Consider the following 16,910-nt stretch of genomic DNA (forward strand, 5'->3'; position numbering starts at 1 on the left):
CAAATAGTGTTTTTTCTCTATTATTCTGAATTAACTGACAATTAAACTTATTTTTTGTTTAAAAGAGCAAATTGATTGCACCAAGCAGTAGACTTGTTATATTATATCAATAAAACTAGCCATTTTTCGGTATGGTCGCAAAATCAGTAAGACAGCGGGAGATTATGGATATCATAGTTATAACGTCTAGTTCTTTGGGTTTTTAATTCCAGTACGAATTTTAGTTTTATTCTTTATGCTTTAACGGAATTGTTTTGACTACCCTTGTAAAGGAGGCGTTTCGTATGCTTAAACATCGAGACCTACATGAATGTACAGAGCTTTATGAGCTATTATCGCATCCATCTGTTTTTCCCTTCGTCCGTCAAAAAGCCAAATCGGCGGATGAATACTGGTTTATGACCAAGCAACTAATCGAAGAAGAAGCGAGAGGGCTCGCTATCTCAAGGACAATTACCGACGATTGGGGGCAACCAATCGGCACCATTAGCATTCATGATGTTGAGGACGGTGCGGGCTTCCTCGGAACGTGGATAGGACTCCCTTATCAAGGGCAAGGTTACAACCAAAAGGCAAAAATGCTTTTTTTGAATGAATTATTTTTTGATTATAATTTCAATACGGTTTTCCTTCGTATTCGAGTAGAAAATATTAAATCACAGCGTGCCGCATTAAAGTTACCTTACGTTGTAAGTGCAAATGATAGTCATCCTACATTATTAGCACAAGTTAATAGTGGCGAGGCACAATTCAATTTATATAAAATTCCACGTGACTTGTTCTATCTGACAACTGCCAATCAAACACAAGAAGGCGAAGAACAAGCAATGTAATAGAAACAATCAAAAAAGCAATGTGTACTGTTTATCATAACAGCACACATTGCTTTTTATTTTTTATATTGTAATATTAACTTCGCCATTTCATCTGGCGTTTTCGGTCTTTGGGTTTTTTCCATCGTAGCTGTCATTTCGGATTTTCGCTCTGTTAATGTATATACTGATTTTATGAAAGATTCCTTCGTTAGTTCCTCTTCTTGCAATACTTCGGCATATCCTTGTTTTTTGAATAAGTTTGCATTCAAAATTTGATCGCCACGACTTTTTTGAGCAGAAAGTGGAATTAATAACATTGGTTTATGAAGTGCTAAAAATTCAAAAATAGAATTAGATCCTGCACGTGAAACGACAAAATCGGCTGCATGCAGCAAATCAGGTAATTCAGTTGTCACGTAGTCAAATTGTTTGTAGCCAGGCATTGACTCCAAGCTTTCATCTTTATTCCCTTTTCCACATAAATGAATTACTTGGAATGTTTGAAGTAACTCAGGTAGATTATGGCGTAATGCATCATTTAACACTACAGATCCAAGGCTTCCACCCATAACTAAAAGAACGGGTTTAGCTGCTGTAAAACCACAGAAAGAAAGACCTTTTGCTTTGTCACCAGTAAATAATTCTTCACGAATAATGGAACCAGTACATGTTGCTTTTTCATTTGGTAAATGCTGCAGCGTTTCTTCAAAAATAGTGAAGATATGAGAAGCAAAAGGTAGGGCAATTTTATTTGCCAAGCCAGGCGTTACATCTGATTCATGTATTACGACTGGTACACCAGCCAATTTAGCTGCCATTACAACAGGCACAGAGACAAAACCACCCTTTGAAAAGATGACCTCTGGCTTCACTTTTTTTATAATACTAAACGCTTGCATAATCCCAGCAAGCACTTTAAAAGGATCTGTAAAGTTTTTCATAGAGAAATAACGACGCAATTTCCCACTTGCTATCCCATAGAAAGGGACTTTAGGAAATGCCTCGCTTATTAATTCTTTTTCAATACCTTGCTCTGAACCAATATAGTGGACATCATAACCTAGTTCAAGTAAAGAAGGTAATATCGCTTGGTTAAGTGATACATGGCCTGCTGTCCCACCACCGGTTAAAATGATTGTTAGTTGTTTCACGTAAATTCTCCTATTCCTTAAAAGCCATTGTAGCCAACCGCTACTTTTTGTTTACAGTCTTTTATTTTACTATATGCGAAAGAAAAGATATAGATGAAGCTTTTAATTTTTCAGTCATATTATGTCTACTCTATGCTATACTAATTCATTATGCTTATAAAGGAAGTTACTTACTATGGATAAAACGAAAACGTTAAAACAAAAGTATGCTTTAATTTTAAAAATCATTGTGCCGATTTTAGTCACCCAAGTAGCCATTTATCTTATCTCTTTTTTCGATATTTTAATGTCTAGTCGCTACGGAACAGCCGATTTAGCAGGGGTTTCGATAGGCTCATCCATTTGGATGCCTATTTATACGGGACTTTCTGGTATTCTATTAGCGATAACGCCGATTGTATCCCAACTCGTGGGAGCAAAGAAAGAATATGCTGCAAAAAAGGCTGTTCAGCAAGGCTTATATGTTGCCCTAGTTCTTTCTGCCATCATATTTATTTTATTATTTGTGGGACTCGATTGGATACTTGGACATATGCAATTAGAAGAAGCTGTACATAACATTGCCAAATCCTATATTCATGCAATGTGCGTTGGACTTATACCACTTTTTTTATTTTTTGTCCTACGTTGCTTTATCGATGCGTTAGGTCAAACACGTGTAACAATGATTATAACGCTACTTGCAACACCTATTAATATATTACTAAATTACATTTTCATTTTCGGCAAATTTGGTGCGCCTGAGCTTGGCGGTGTGGGTGCTGGTGTCGCTACCGCCATTACTTATTGGTTAATTTTCTTTATCACCGTTTGGATAGTAGCAAAGCGGGTGCCTTTTGAACACTTTAATATATTCCGAGAATGGCCTAAACTGGAATGGTTAAGCTGGAAAGAGATTTTAGTTATTGGTGTGCCAATCGGCATCTCCTTATTTGCGGAAACGAGTATATTTTCTGCCGTAACGATGATGATGAGCAGCTTTAGTACTGAAATTATTGCTGCACATCAAATCGCAATTAACTTTACATCATTGTTATATATGGTGCCACTTAGTATTTCAATGGGTGTTACGATCTTAGTAGGTTTCGAAATTGGCGCTGGTCGACTACATGATGCAAAAATTTATAGTTATTTATGCGTTGGGACAGCCATTGTATTTAGCTTTTTTTCAGCTTGTATTCTTTACTTACTGCGCGAACAAATTGCGACAATGTATTCAAGTGATCAGTTAGTTTTAAAATATGCACAACAATTTTTAGTGTTTGCTGCCATTTTCCAGTTATCAGATTCTATTCAGGCTCCAGTACAAGGAGCTTTAAGAGGATACAAAGATGTCACGATAACATTTATTATGGCGATTATTTCCTATTGGATTATCGGATTACCTACAGGATATTTACTAGCTAACTATACTAACTTCGGGCCAGTTGGATATTGGCTTGGGCTTGTAGCTGGCCTATCTGCTGGAGCTATTACATTATTAATACGCCTACTGCTCGTACAAAAAAGATTCATTTTACGATAAATACAACGCAAAAATGTTGAATATGGACATTTTTGCGTTGTTTTCTGTATTAAAAGACTAAAGCCCTTACTATCGGAGAATCCCTGTACGAATAATTGAAACTTTCACTTTCGGCTCTAATGTAAGGGAAGCATATTGCTCGTGCCAGTCTTCCTTAAACATTTTTGGATGATAGGCACGAATATATCGCCCTATCCCTAAAGTATCTGACTTCTGTTCTTGTAGAATTTGAAGCACTTCCTCAAAGTCAGCTTGAATTCTTTGTTGAAAATTATCCTCTAGCGTTTTTAAAGTTTCTTTCTTATACAAATGATTCTTTGAAAACTCATCAATTTCTAAATCAATTTTATAGTCCATCGTTATTTTTTTCATGTCTTCGTAGATTGTCCACTTTCTTTTTAAATGAATGACCTCAGAAGTGACAGGTATTTCCTTATCATTTAAATTCATCATATATTCAATACGTGCGTGTTGACTTGCTTCATCCCTTAATAAAAGCATACTTAACGATTGTTTAGGATTTAAGATTTTCCCTGTAAATACCTGACCAGAAAACAAAGCAACCCCTGCCGCATCTGCCATATTTTTTTCTGTATTCATTTTTATATAGGGAATTGATATATCTATTGCATCATCAAACAGCGTCGAGCCAATCATTTGCAAATCAAGTTTGGGGTAAATTGTATTTTTCTCCGTACTTTCAATAAAGCGCTGATAGTATCCTCCTGCATTGTCTGTTACTTCCTTAGTTAACTCAATAAAAGGCTTTACATCCCCTTCAGTCAACGCAACTTTAATAGATATCGGATTTTGAGGATCACGAAAATAAATATCTAAAATGTCATAAAGAGGTTCTTTTACAGTATCACTGGAAATGAGAAGTGTTGCTAATTCAGATAAGTCTAATGTTTGTTCCACTTTCATGTCAGCTCTATTACGGATATCGCGGGGAGAAATGCCTTCCGCTTCTATTACCATTATTTTACTTTTATTGTCAATTAACTTAGGGTAAGCGTAATAGCCTTTATATTCGCCTACTTTCCCTTCAACGCCAACGAGTGACACAACTGACGAGTTTTTGTATAAACGCTCATCCCAACAACCAGCAAGGAATACAATCAACAGTAATATTATCCCTTTTCGATACACTCTTTCCCCCTCCATTTATTCCAAAAAATAATGAGTATAGGCAATAGAAAGGTAAAAATTAAAAATATATAATGGAAGGAATTTTTCATAAATTCAATCACTCTAAATTTAACAAAAAAAAGCGGGACAATCGCTAGCAAAACATGATAAACAATAATTTGTAACTTAGGACGTTTCTTTCTTTTACAAAATGGATGACTCTAAAGGTAAAATTCACAATCATTACAGTAACGATTGACCAAGATAACCAAATATACACAAAGAAAATATCAAGTCGCTTCACAAATGTCACTTCTTGTGATTTTAAAATATAAATAATTGGCTCTGGTACTAGTTTAATTTCCTCAATAGTGAAAAACATTTGAGAAAAAAGCACTGAGATTAAATAAAATACAAAAATTACAAGCTGATATATGAATATCGGCTTGCCCTTTAAAGTTAATTCCTTTTGTAAAAAGGGGCGAAATATTAAAAACATTTCTGCGCCCATAAATGCAAATGCACTATGAATAAAGCCCTGAATGATTTCTTTTTTAATAGTAAAATCAAGCGGAAATAAATTTGTCCATGTGAGATCTGGTACCGCTAGCATTAAAAAAATGATAAAAATAAATATGAGTGGAATAAGCATCACACCAATATTGATTACTGTTTCAGGTCGACTTAAATTGGCATATAACGATAGAGCCACAATAAAAAAGATCACAATCCATTCGGGTGTTTGAGGTAAAACCCATGATGCTAATACAAACTCCATATAGGCTATAAATGATGCGAGCATTAAAAACCAGTAAATTTTATATACCCATTGAAAAAAAGTATTTAAATAGAAATAACGATAATAACGTTCAAAAAATATTAATAAAAAATAATGCCATATTGCTGCTACGATAAATAGTACCCAAGCCATATTTCTACTTTCACTAATTAATGGCGTTTGAAAGGATATATAAATAAATCCTGTTTCAATAAAAAATAATAGTAAAAAAAATTGTCCTTTAGATAGGGAAAAATTCAAGGTGTATCACCATTCTTTACACTGTTATCCTTCGGTGGACTAAAAGTTGTGACTTGGACAGTTGGTTTGAAATACGGTCCTCGTACAAAAACTTTGTATATTTCCTTTGGCTGAAATGGCACAATTGGTGCAAAGTATGGTTGTTTTAATGAACTTAAATTAATCAAGTGAATCAATAGCACAACAACTCCAATGACAATACCGAAAAATCCAAATAAAGAGGCGAGCAACATAAATGGAAATCGAAGCATACGAATTGATGTATTTAGCTCAACTGAAGGCACTACATAGCTTGAAATTGCGGTTAAAGCGACTACTATCACCATTAAATTTGATACTAAGCCAGCACTTACAATAGCATCCCCTATTACTAAACCACCAACGATGCCTATCGTCTGACCTACTGATTGTGGCAATCGTATACTGGATTCTCGAATAAGCTCCATAATAATTTCTAAAATAAGGGCTTCTATTAACGGTCGATAAGGTATTTCATTTACGTCATTCTTTACTTGATTACTCAACTCTAAAGGAAGTACTTCAAAGTGAAAACTGATAATAGCAATATAAAATGCAGGTAAGAAAACAGCTGCAAGAAATGACATTAACCGAACTATCCGATAAAAGGTACCGACCAACACACGACCATTATAATCATCAGGCGATTGATAAAAGGAAAAAAACGTTACAGGTGCTATTAAAGCTGTCGGGGAAATATTCGTTAACAATACGACTTTACCTTCTACTAAATTAGCTACAACGCGATCTGGTCTTTCCGTATTTAGCAATTGTGGAAAAGGCGACCAAACAGAATCCTCTAACTCATCACTTAATTGACCAACACTATAAAAATATTCAATGTTAATGGCGTCAATACGTTTTTCAATCTCATCCAAAGTTTCAGGTTTTATGACCCCATCAATATATAAGTAATATGCTTTCGTATTTGTCTCTTTACCGATTGAAAAAGATTTAACTACAAGCGCTGGATTATGAATTCGTTTCCGTAATAATGCTAGATTTGTTTCGAGGCCTTCGACAAGCCCCTCATGTGATCCTCGGAGAACATGCTCATTATTTGGCTCGTCAGGATTTCGTTGTACTTGGTTCACAACAGTAAGCGAAAGCATGTCACCAGTTTCAGGTATAACGATCAGTGTTTCTCCATTACAAATATGCTCAATAGCTAGTGGTAGAGAAAATGGCTCAAGTGTGGTTATTAACGTTTCACTCCAAAAAGGCTTGTTTGTATCTAAACGCGCATAAATAGTATCGAGTACTCTTTGCACTTCTTTTGCATCTACGAGCGAGGAATAAAAGCATAAAATAGCAGACGTTCCTTCTCGCCAGTCTACTTGTCTCACTGTAAAGTCAGACGAATGATTAAATGCTTTTTGTAGGCTTTTCATCATTAATTCCACTTTATCCATAAAACGCCTCCTATACTTGGAAGTATAGGCAAAAAGGGCTTTTCTCAAACTGCAATGTCTTCTTTTTAATTGTTCAGTTCTCTGTTCTTTTCAAAATAAAAAGACGTCCAAATAAGTCTTAAAGACTTATTGGACATCCTATTTTGATTGTTTTGTTTCTCGTAAACATCCACATTATTATTTTTGAATAAATTGTTGTGTCCAGTAGTTTCCAGACTTCACATAACCAACACCAATATGTGTGTAATTAGCATTTAAAATATTAGCGCGGTGACCTGGTGAATCCATCCAAGCTTGTACTACCTCTTCAGGTGTACGTTGACCTTGAGCGATATTTTCGCCGGCACTCTTGTAAGTAATACCTAAAGCTTTCATACGATCAAATGGTGAACCAAAAGTTGGGCTAGTATGTGAGAAATACTTTTTTGATTGCATATCTTGAGATTTTTCTCGAGCAGCAGCCATTAATTTATCATCTGTTTGTAATGCTTTTAAACCAGCTTTTGTACGCTCAGCATTTGTTAATTTTACTACCTCTTGTTCAAAAGCATTCACATCCGAAGTAGTTGTCGTCGGTGTAGAAGTAGTCGGTGGTGTCGTTGTTGTATTATTTTGTTGATTCGATTGTTGATTTGATTGTTGATTTGTTTGAGTATCTTTAGATGGTGCTGTCGTATGTGGTTTCGTTACAACCCACTTGTGATTTGACCAATTATTATAATAGTAAACTTTGCAGTTAGTTGTCTGATTTGCTGTGTTCCCCTCTGTAGTATTAGAAGCAGCAGAAGCCAACTGAATTGGAGCTGCTAAAAGAAATGTTGCACAAATTGCAGTAAGTGTTTTTTTCATTTTGCAATCTCTCCTCTCTGCAACCTATCGTAAAGTACGATTCTATTAAAAATCTTCCCAACATCTGCTAGCTTCTCCAATAGAAAAGTAGTTTACGTTAAACAGGGGTTTTTTTGTTATAATTTTTAGCAAGTTTCACCAAGCAATGAAATACTTACGTTTTATATAGGGTTGACAATACTCAAAATGAAGCTATTTATAGACTATGTTTTTTTAAAAGAACAGTTTATTCCTATAGCAATCCATTAAAAGAAGCAATAAAATTTTATAGAAACTGAACTAAAATAAAAAAATTCTGCTCGACCCTACTGGATAGCTTGACGCTATCTAGTTAGTGCACGCGCAGAAATACTCTTAAAACTTATTTTTAGCTCAATTTAATCAATACCTATTACATTAACAATCCCAATATTTTCACCTATTAAAACAAGCTTTGCTGGCATTTTAATGTATTCTGGAAGCCATTGCACCATTCCATAGGCATATTGAAACAGCATTGGATTTTTAACACCTTCGATTGGAACGTACCCTTTCATCCGATAAACTGAATCTGGCAATGTCCGTACCCAATCCTCAAATTGCTCCTGTGTAAAGTGCACACCGTCGAACTCCACTAATCGAGAGCCTAAATGCATTGATGATATGGGTGCTTTAATAATATTTTGTTTATCGATTTGTACGGTAGCCGTTAAACTTTCAAGTAAATGTAATGGTACACGTCCATTTGTAGTTTGCAAAATAAAAGCATGTGGATTAAAACCTTGTAGCTCATAGACTACTTTAGCTTGCTCCGCTTCGCTTAGCAAATCCGTTTTATTGGCCAGTAATAAATGCGCATGGCGAATTTGTTCCATAAATAATGTACGAACTTGTGGCGTTAATGTTTCACGATTTAACCATAGCTTTGAGTCTGCAACTGTGACAATGCCCTTTACATTTAACTGCTCGGCAAAAATGGGGGAATAGACAGCATCCAATGCTTCTACAGGATGAGCAGCTCCAGTAGTTTCGATAATTAGCACATCAAATTCACTATCTAATAGTAGAGATTGAATTTGAGCCTCTGTTTTTTCAGCACCTGAACAACAAATACAGCCTTCTAGCATCTCTTTAAGAGGAACATCCTCTTCCACTGCTTGTGAATCAAATGGCAGCTTACCAAGCTCATTCATTATAACAGCTGGCTTTAATCCCTTTTCTTTTAGTTGTCGAATTACGTCTGTCAGCATAGAAGTCTTACCGCTTCCTAGAAACCCACTAAATAAATATACGTCCTTCACAATCATTCCTCCTATTAAAAAAGCCATCGCATGGGCCGTACGAGACGACTTCTGCGACAGCTACTGTGTTAGTTTGTTTTTTTCTCAGTTTGATCTTTTGCATCAGAAATAAGTTCTTTTGCTTTTAAAAGTTGAGGATCTTCTGATTTCATTTTTGCACGTAACGCATCCATTAATGCGTAAGTAGTTTCATTCGATAAAATGCCTGTTTCTTCAAGCTTATTATCAGCTTGCAGTTTTTTCACCGCACGCTCTGTAAACTGGTCAAAGATACCGTCAGCTTTACCAGGCTCATATCCTAGCACCTCTAGCATTTCTTCAGCCACTTTTATTGATTCTGATTGCAAGCCGTCTTTCATTTCAATCGTTGGATCTATAATTGGTAAAGAAGCATATGCAGGATAAGCTACTTTTACATCTGGTTCAATACCTTTTTCATTGATCCAGTTACCGTTTGGTGTTAACCATTTACCAGTAGTGAATTTTAAATTAGAACCATCTTTTAATGGCGTAACATTTTGTACAGTCCCTTTACCGAATGAAGTTTCACCAACAATTTTTGCACCAACTGACTCTTTTAAAGCGGCTGCTAAAATTTCGGATGCTGAAGCACTCCCATTATCAACTAATACAGTTACAGGTAAATTGTATTTTTTCCCTGCTGCAGCATTCGTAATTTCAGGCTCTTCGTCTTTTTGTTGCACTTGCACAATCGGTTTACCTTCGGGCACAAACAAATTAGAAATTTCAACTGCTGCATTTAAATACCCACCTGGATTTTGGCGTAAATCAAGGACAATCCCTTTCATGCCTTTTCCTTCGTATTCAGCAAGTATTTTTTCTAGCTCTTTTGCTGTTTCTTCACTAAACGATGTAATTTGAATATGCGCAATATCTCCATCTAGCATTTCACCATAAACCGTTTCAACAGGAATATCATCTCGAACAATCGTCATTTGAATTGGCTCAGCATTTTCTCCGCGTTTCACTGTTAGCTTAACAGGAGTGCCTTTTTCACCACGAATTAGTGCAACTGCTTCAGAAGCGCTAAACCCTTGTATACTTTTGCCGTCAACAGTTAAAATTATGTCTTTTGGTAATAATCCCGCTTTTTCAGCAGGTGAATTTTTAATAGGTGACACAACAGTAATGAAACCATTACGTTCTTGAATTTCAGCGCCGATTCCCTGGAAGCTTGAAGATAATCCAGAATTAAACTGTTCTGCTTCATCTTTCACCATGAAATCAGAATATGGATCTTCTAATGCATCAAACATGCCGTTAATAGCACCATCCACTACTTTTTCATCTTCAATATCTTTGTAGTATTTGTCTTTTAGCATATCAAATGCTTCGTATAATTTTGTAAATTCCGCACGTTCTATCGGAACTTTTACTTCTACTACCTTCTTTTCACCGAATGTTAACGCAAAAATTGTTAAGCCTGCGGTAATTAAGATTGTAAAGAACATCAGCATAATAAATTTAAACGGTTTCATCTGAATAAATTGTCCCGCTGGTTTCATCTCTACTTGCTGTGTTTGCTCTTGCTGTTGCTCTAAACCATCTTTTTTCTGTTCGTCCATCTTGATTGTCACCACTCTCATATACACTAACTTGTTGTCACACTATTACCATCTTAACAGGTTATAGAGGAGACGAAAAGAAAAAGCGTGTCAAAATTTCATGACAGCTCTTGTCCCTCTATTAACTTTATAAAATTGCGCATTAAAAAGGCTGTTTTTTCTAGACCTTTTTCTATGAATAGAACAGTATCTCTACATAAGCTTTCTATTTACAATTTATAAATAAAAAGCGCCCCAGATACCTTCCTGAGGCACATCCATGCTCTTAGCTGCTAAGTTTAAAGTATATAATAGTACTGCTTTTCTATTTTACTCATTTCCTATACGCAGTCAACTAAAATACTCATAGATTTTGTTTTATAGTAATTAAGCTTCTATAATATATGTTACTTGTGCTAATTTGGCCGTTTTTATCTTTATTTCTGCACTTTTGGCAGCAGATAGCCCTGTAAATGTTCCTGTTTTCACACGATATTGCGCGCCTTCCTGTTCAATATAAGCAACCCAACCAAAACGTTTCTTCATTACATCTACTACGCTAACAGCTGCATTTCGAGTGCTATATGTTCCAGTGATGATACGGTACTTCATTGACTCGGTTGGTGGTTTTTCGGGCTGTGGCGTATCAATATCTGTTATCATTTTCAAAAAATTAGTCCATGAGACTTTCCCCGCACGTATATTTCTCGGACAGTTTTTGCCACTGAAATAATGATGTTGAACGACATTTTGGATTGATATATTCTCATCTTTCATTATTTTTGCTATTAAAGCTGCTGCATTTTCTACAGCTTTATTAAAATTGCCATCACTATTAACACATATTTCAACCTGGATTCCTTGCGTATTTCCTGTATAAGTTCCAGCTCCCCAGCATTCCCAATAGTGCTCAAAAGATTGTACTGCTTCATGATCATCTACTTGCCAATGCCAGCTTGCCGCTCTGCTATTACCATTAATTTGTAGTCGAGCATGGGCATCTGCATCCGCTCCTACGCTCGTATTGTCTGTTTCATGGACAACGATGTATTTTTTTGCATTATTTTTCCCATTCGTAATCTTGGCAGCTTGATTTGCAGGTACTAATTTTTGTCTTATTGATACCACGCGATTACCCCCCTCCTATTAAATTACGTTTCATACTCTTTATAGTGACTCATTAGAAAACCGTCTACTTAAACTGTAACTGGTCTAAATAACGAGCATTATTGTTTAACTTACTTGCTCTCGTCTCGTCACTTGCCATAAGTAACATCCATATGAATGGATGCTTAATGCTATAGTATGCGCTATTGCCAAGTTCATTTGTGTTTTTATATCCACTCTATTACGCGAAACACCTAAAGCTATTGCATCTCAACTTTTGATTTATTTTTGCGTAATTCAAAAGGTGGTTTTGTTACAGAACATCATTTTTTCGAAATTGACATGAACCAAAATTATCGGCAAATGTTGCTCTTTAAAATGCACTTCAGAATACTATTTAACAGAATGTCTCAAGAAAGCATGATATCCATTCCCCTTTTTGGTCTCGGGCGCATAAGATAGTCATAAGATGACCGAGAATTAAAAGGAATTAGGGAGGGCTTTACAATGAACAATAATCAAAACAATTCCAACCAATCTACGGATTCACTCGATATTTACGCTGCAAAGCTTGCCTATATAGGGACGTCTATTTCTACATTAGGAGATGGCATTCAAACAATTGCCGCGGGGCTCACTTTAGAATCATTAAAAAAAGCAAGCAACCAAAGTTCTCAAGACTTACCGAACCAATCAAAACAGACAGAAAACATGCAAAAGCAAATCGATTACTTAATTGCAGAATTAAAACACATAAAAAAATATTTAAAATAAAATACAAGCATTGATCATCAAAAATCTTTAGCTCTGCTTCTAACCCATTTACATAATTAAAGCTCCCACAGTGAATTAGGAAAATCCGTAATGTAACATCCGTCCAAATCTCTATAGCTAGAGGTTTGGATTTTTGTAGAATGTAACAATAACTTGGTGCATTCTCATTAAATTCTCCAATTCATCATTATATACAGTTATATATTTCAGAAGAGGACAAAGTAGAAATTTGATCAATTAGGCATGGTGAAAAGGTGAAATCTAATCAAATCTTACAATCAGGCTAATGACATATATTTCACTCACTTGCAATTTACCAATTAACTTCCACATACAACTTTAATATGTTACAATTTTTGTAAATAATTATTTGTAACAAAGTGAGGTGAACCTGGCATGTCCTATGTGAACGATTTACAATACTATCTAGACAGTAGTTCAATCGGTGTTATAGTAGAACTTTTATTGGTTACTTCTTGTATCGCAACCATCGTTTTTATTGCAACTAAAAATCAATATATCTCTTATTTATCATCGGCACCTATATTTTATTTCATTTCAAAATGGTTCTATCAAAATACGCATTTAATTTTTATCGTACTTGCGATGACTGTACAAGCACTTATTATTTTATGTATCCAAAAGAACCAAAATAGGAATGAAGAAGTCTTAAAAAGTGAAATTGTAAAACACTGATTCTACTTTTTATACTGGACTTGCGTTTAAGACTCATTGTCTAGAAATAAGTCCAGTGTTATTACATACATAATGGAGGATACTCAAAATGAGCCGAACAGTCACTTTTGCAGTAAATACGAAATATAAAGAAAGAATACAAGAGACTTTCACTTTTGCACAATTAGGAATTGACGAAAGGATGAATAACGAAGAAACGAAAATGGTCATAGATAAAATCTTTGAATCGTGGGTTTGTACATAACTCAATATTTCTTTCAGTATTGTTTTCAATATGACTAATGAATAGCGTTTAGTATACATATGTATTATTCGTCCAACGATAAGATGTGATGAATCACTGACCGCCTTTCACTGCACCTCTTCCCCAGCTAGAACTCTTACGCAATCTGTTTATTGACTCCTCTTGTTAATAGCTCTGTGTGCCGTGAATTATTTTTCCGTAATATTCCATTTCACATGGTATAATTGAATAATAAGCGTACGAGCTCGACGAGGTAGGTGAAGTTGTATAAAAAAATTTATTATTTTTTATTACTCTTCATTGTGCTATGTCCATATTGCCTTGTGCAATTTAAGAAGCAATTTTATGAACATACAGTTTATGACTGTATGACTGTTTAAATAGAAGAAATCAAATATACAGAGGAAGATATTCAATCCATTGAGTGCCAATGATATATAGGAGGATTACCAATCGATTCGGTGGATGTTATGTTTGTTGATGAGCCAAATAATGTCTATATTTATTTTGTTCATGATAAAGAACACATAGGACAGTTTGAACACTATATAATTTACGGCAAAATTCTGCCGCCAGAACAATTAAAACATTATAAGTTTTATTGATGATTCTGAAAATAGTGAACGCCATTATAGGTTTCGTGATTATTTTTATTGGATCACTTTTTATGAATATAACTGTCTTTAATGAAACATTTAAAACGATTACTTATAAAGGTATTGGATGTTTATTTATAGTTGCTGGATTTTTTCACCTTAATGAAATAGGGAAATTTTGGGAGAAATAATTTTTTGGGGAAGGAATAGGTGATTGCATGCAAAGGTTTGAAGTTTCGTTTAAAAATAAAGCTGTGAGGATTTGGTTTTACACGGTTTTCCCCGCATTAATCATTGCCATAGTACTTTATATGATGTTGCCATATGAACAAAATCGATATGTTTCATTAGGTCTATCAGCTGTTACCACTTTATATTTTATTTGGTTCGTGATTTATTCGAAAAGAATGCGCAATTAACGGGCTATCGCGATTACTCGTCCAAGATTGCCATGCATGAAATGGTAAATTTCGGGGTAATATAACTCCCCTTTCAACTCTCTGATCTGATTCATTGGCAAAAAAGAGGCGCGTTCCATCTATTGTACGCGCTTTAGAATGAATCGATTATTTTTTCTTGTTCATTAATTTTTTTATTAAATCATCAAAGTATTGGACTGCTTCTTGTACAGCAGATTTCTTAGCTATTTCAATTCCCTTTTGGATAGAACGATAAGCCTCATCTAATTTTCTTGCTTTTATTTGGGCATCTGCGAGGCAATACCAATAAAACCAAGCATCCATTTGTGAAATTTTATCGTGATAAAATTTTTCGATTTTCGGATAGTATTTCAAATAGGAAGCTTCATCATCAACTAACTTGTCGCCATTCCATTTTAGGACATCCACTAAATAGCTATCACCAATGTACAGTTGCCAAATTGCTATAGCCACTTTTTGTTTTTCTTTTACAACATCCATTTTATGATAAGGAATTTCTGCAATCTCTTTTAATGAATGATTACCCCATTGGAAAACTTCAAGTTCATTTCCGATTGCTGCACCGATTGTAACACCGAATAAATACTCTTTTATGCCATCACCTGTAATGTCTATCAAACCAGAAACGTCCAAACTTACGCCTTCCGTTATTGTTTCCCACACTTTATGCCATCCTGTTTGGTCCTTTTTGAGAACAATTACGCCAAAATGGGAAGGAGCAGGTTGATCTTTTGCTTTTATTTCAAACGTAAAAATGATTTCTTTCTGCCCATCGTTGTTAAAATCATAAAATTGAATGGACTTTGTGGAGACAGGCATATTGGGATTGATAAGTGAAGAGTTCAACGGCATAAATGCCTTAACAATTTGGATGAAGTTTTCTTCTTGTTGCTCATTCGCGTGAACAACGATCGATAAAGCATTTGCTACCACGAGTGACAACATTGTAATTAGCATTATTTTCTTCACCAACATATCCCCTATTCAAATAAAAACAATAATTATTTGTAGTATGGACGAATTTAGTGAAGTAATGCTTTTTTCAAAAAGACCGCAAAAGAAACAGTTTTTAAAGTGGATACCATTCACAAGATTTTAAGCAACTCAATTTCTTACTTCATAAGAGAAAACATGTTATCAATAGTCTATCGTATTTGCTATTTGAATAAGCGTTTCAGCTGTTACTTTGTCTGCCACATCTCTATCGATACTAAACACGTATTGCCAATTATCTCTCTCCATAACTAATAAATTAAATCCAATTTTCGGATTATCAATATAAAGTGCATTATTGCCATTTTTCAATTTGAAAACATTTGAAATATACTTTTCAAAGTTGATTTTTTGCTCAATAGGCCGTATATCAATTTTATAATGGTTTTGAGGACATTCATCACTTATCATCGTTATTTCTAAATGTTGATCAGAATTAAACCTTCCGAACTGATGTGTAAAGGTTATTGGTGGAACCCGAAGTGGCAGTTTAAGTTCTTGATTAAAATGTTGTTCAAAATCTCTAATTGCAGCTTCAATTGTTTTGTATCCTATTTGAGGAAGAAATTGCTCTAACGGTTGAGGACGATCATTCAAATTTGCATAAACTGATTCATTAATTGTTCCATATAGGAAAATACTTACGAAAAACAATGAAAGCAGTATATTTTTCGTCATTTTTATCGCTCCTAAATTATATTTAGGTATATTTTCTCCAAAAAAATGAACACTATCCTTTCTTACTTCTGATGTAAGTGAAGGATTGTGTTCTATAACCTAAGAATTAATAATTTCCATAACAGTGGTTAGGAACATTGCGATGGTTAATAATATCCATAAACCAATTAGCAAATAGTCCGAGATTGTTTTTTTGCCTTTTTTTAAATCTTGTATTTTAGTCACTAGCATTATTATAGCTACTATTGTCATCGCGATATTCGTAAGATGAGCATATCTAAAGCCAAGTAGTGCAAGCAGTAAAAGTACAACACCAAAAACGATTTTTATCTTTTCAAACTTCGTATACGATTTTTTCATCGTTTCTGCTCCCTTCAATCAATTTGTCTGTGCTCAACCTTCTCAGGTTCAATGCATAAATGGCTTTCATGCACATCTTATAGAAGTGGAAGACTTTTAATAAGCAAGTTAATGTGCCACTTTCACGCACTTAGTATATATATATGCGATGATTGTAAAAGTAGCGATTGCCCTTATTTGCACAATCGCTTTCCTTCGTTTTCAATGAAATTAATATCCCAAAAAATCCACTTTTGTTTT

General features: G+C 34.8%; 16 protein-coding genes. 5 read left to right on the top strand and 11 right to left on the bottom strand.

Annotated features, from left to right (window positions below; all coding sequences use genetic code 11):
• Positions 1-284: 284 nt before the first annotated feature.
• Complete coding sequence (locus ACIP9C_RS14695; protein ID WP_401011777.1) at positions 285-833, top strand: GNAT family N-acetyltransferase; 549 nt, start codon at positions 285-287, stop codon at positions 831-833.
• A gap of 56 nt (positions 834-889) precedes the next feature.
• On the opposite strand, the gene ACIP9C_RS14700 is transcribed toward ACIP9C_RS14695, so the two are convergent.
• Positions 890-1,966, bottom strand: coding sequence for an undecaprenyldiphospho-muramoylpentapeptide beta-N-acetylglucosaminyltransferase (locus tag ACIP9C_RS14700; RefSeq protein ID WP_401011779.1), 1,077 nt, complete (start codon positions 1,964-1,966; stop codon positions 890-892).
• A 175-nt stretch (positions 1,967-2,141) separates the two neighbouring features.
• On the opposite strand from ACIP9C_RS14700, the gene ACIP9C_RS14705 reads away from it, so the two are divergent.
• Positions 2,142-3,491: an MATE family efflux transporter gene (locus ACIP9C_RS14705; protein ID WP_401011781.1), complete on the top strand. Its 1,350-nt coding sequence runs from the start codon at positions 2,142-2,144 to the stop codon at positions 3,489-3,491.
• Between the two features lie 69 nt (positions 3,492-3,560).
• Here ACIP9C_RS14705 and ACIP9C_RS14710 read toward each other — a convergent pair whose 3' ends face one another.
• From ACIP9C_RS14710 to ACIP9C_RS14740, 7 genes are all read right to left on the bottom strand, one after another.
• Positions 3,561-4,640, bottom strand: a complete 1,080-nt coding sequence (locus ACIP9C_RS14710; RefSeq protein WP_401011783.1) for a Ger(x)C family spore germination protein — start codon at positions 4,638-4,640, stop codon at positions 3,561-3,563.
• 133 nt (positions 4,641-4,773) lie between these two features.
• Positions 4,774-5,658: a GerAB/ArcD/ProY family transporter gene (locus ACIP9C_RS14715; RefSeq protein ID WP_401011785.1), complete on the bottom strand. Its 885-nt coding sequence runs from the start codon at positions 5,656-5,658 to the stop codon at positions 4,774-4,776.
• The gene (locus ACIP9C_RS14720) at positions 5,655-7,088 is read right to left on the bottom strand and encodes a spore germination protein (protein ID WP_401011787.1); all 1,434 of its coding nucleotides are present in this window, start codon (positions 7,086-7,088) and stop codon (positions 5,655-5,657) included. The genes ACIP9C_RS14715 and ACIP9C_RS14720 overlap by 4 nt, the downstream gene beginning before the upstream one ends.
• Positions 7,089-7,265: 177 nt before the next feature.
• Positions 7,266-7,937, bottom strand: a complete 672-nt coding sequence (locus ACIP9C_RS14725) for a CAP domain-containing protein (protein ID WP_401011788.1) — start codon at positions 7,935-7,937, stop codon at positions 7,266-7,268.
• A gap of 377 nt (positions 7,938-8,314) precedes the next feature.
• Positions 8,315-9,217, bottom strand: coding sequence for a CobW family GTP-binding protein (locus ACIP9C_RS14730; protein WP_401011790.1), 903 nt, complete (start codon positions 9,215-9,217; stop codon positions 8,315-8,317).
• A 68-nt stretch (positions 9,218-9,285) separates the two neighbouring features.
• A complete protein-coding gene (locus ACIP9C_RS14735; protein WP_401011792.1) occupies positions 9,286-10,803 on the bottom strand; it encodes a lmo1851 family serine protease in 1,518 nt (505 codons plus the stop codon).
• 366 nt (positions 10,804-11,169) lie between these two features.
• Positions 11,170-11,910, bottom strand: a complete 741-nt coding sequence (locus ACIP9C_RS14740) for an N-acetylmuramoyl-L-alanine amidase (protein ID WP_401011793.1) — start codon at positions 11,908-11,910, stop codon at positions 11,170-11,172.
• 486 nt (positions 11,911-12,396) lie between these two features.
• On the opposite strand from ACIP9C_RS14740, the gene ACIP9C_RS14745 reads away from it, so the two are divergent.
• The 3 genes from ACIP9C_RS14745 to ACIP9C_RS14755 all read left to right on the top strand — a co-directional run bounded on the left by ACIP9C_RS14745 (position 12,397) and on the right by ACIP9C_RS14755 (position 13,603).
• Positions 12,397-12,663, top strand: a complete 267-nt coding sequence (locus tag ACIP9C_RS14745) for a translation initiation factor 2 (RefSeq protein ID WP_401011795.1) — start codon at positions 12,397-12,399, stop codon at positions 12,661-12,663.
• A gap of 396 nt (positions 12,664-13,059) precedes the next feature.
• A complete protein-coding gene (locus tag ACIP9C_RS14750) occupies positions 13,060-13,359 on the top strand; it encodes a hypothetical protein (protein ID WP_401011797.1) in 300 nt (99 codons plus the stop codon).
• 88 nt (positions 13,360-13,447) lie between these two features.
• A complete protein-coding gene (locus ACIP9C_RS14755) occupies positions 13,448-13,603 on the top strand; it encodes a hypothetical protein (protein ID WP_401011799.1) in 156 nt (51 codons plus the stop codon).
• Positions 13,604-14,765: 1,162 nt separating this feature from the next.
• Here ACIP9C_RS14755 and ACIP9C_RS14760 read toward each other — a convergent pair.
• The 3 genes from ACIP9C_RS14760 to ACIP9C_RS14770 form a co-directional block, all read right to left on the bottom strand.
• The gene (locus tag ACIP9C_RS14760; protein ID WP_401011801.1) at positions 14,766-15,614 is read right to left on the bottom strand and encodes a hypothetical protein; all 849 of its coding nucleotides are present in this window, start codon (positions 15,612-15,614) and stop codon (positions 14,766-14,768) included.
• A 162-nt stretch (positions 15,615-15,776) separates the two neighbouring features.
• Positions 15,777-16,310, bottom strand: a complete 534-nt coding sequence (locus ACIP9C_RS14765; RefSeq protein ID WP_401011803.1) for a hypothetical protein — start codon at positions 16,308-16,310, stop codon at positions 15,777-15,779.
• A 99-nt stretch (positions 16,311-16,409) separates the two neighbouring features.
• Entirely contained in the window at positions 16,410-16,670 is a 261-nt protein-coding gene (locus tag ACIP9C_RS14770; RefSeq protein WP_401011804.1) for a hypothetical protein, read from the bottom strand.
• Positions 16,671-16,910 lie beyond the last annotated feature (240 nt).

This window comes from Lysinibacillus sp. NPDC093210, from assembly GCF_044753985.1.
Classification (GTDB): Bacteria; Bacillota; Bacilli; order Bacillales_A; family Planococcaceae; genus Lysinibacillus.

Coding starts and splice junctions, on each gene's coding strand:
- ACIP9C_RS14695 (WP_401011777.1), top strand. CDS start 285: ATGCTTAAACATCGAGACCTACATGAATGTACAGAGCTTTATGAGCTA.
- ACIP9C_RS14705 (WP_401011781.1), top strand. CDS start 2,142: ATGGATAAAACGAAAACGTTAAAACAAAAGTATGCTTTAATTTTAAAA.
- ACIP9C_RS14720 (WP_401011787.1), bottom strand. CDS start 7,088: ATGGATAAAGTGGAATTAATGATGAAAAGCCTACAAAAAGCATTTAAT.
- ACIP9C_RS14725 (WP_401011788.1), bottom strand. CDS start 7,937: ATGAAAAAAACACTTACTGCAATTTGTGCAACATTTCTTTTAGCAGCT.
- ACIP9C_RS14735 (WP_401011792.1), bottom strand. CDS start 10,803: ATGGACGAACAGAAAAAAGATGGTTTAGAGCAACAGCAAGAGCAAACA.
- ACIP9C_RS14745 (WP_401011795.1), top strand. CDS start 12,397: ATGAACAATAATCAAAACAATTCCAACCAATCTACGGATTCACTCGAT.
- ACIP9C_RS14750 (WP_401011797.1), top strand. CDS start 13,060: ATGTCCTATGTGAACGATTTACAATACTATCTAGACAGTAGTTCAATC.
- ACIP9C_RS14755 (WP_401011799.1), top strand. CDS start 13,448: ATGAGCCGAACAGTCACTTTTGCAGTAAATACGAAATATAAAGAAAGA.
- ACIP9C_RS14760 (WP_401011801.1), bottom strand. CDS start 15,614: ATGTTGGTGAAGAAAATAATGCTAATTACAATGTTGTCACTCGTGGTA.
- ACIP9C_RS14765 (WP_401011803.1), bottom strand. CDS start 16,310: ATGACGAAAAATATACTGCTTTCATTGTTTTTCGTAAGTATTTTCCTA.
- ACIP9C_RS14770 (WP_401011804.1), bottom strand. CDS start 16,670: ATGAAAAAATCGTATACGAAGTTTGAAAAGATAAAAATCGTTTTTGGT.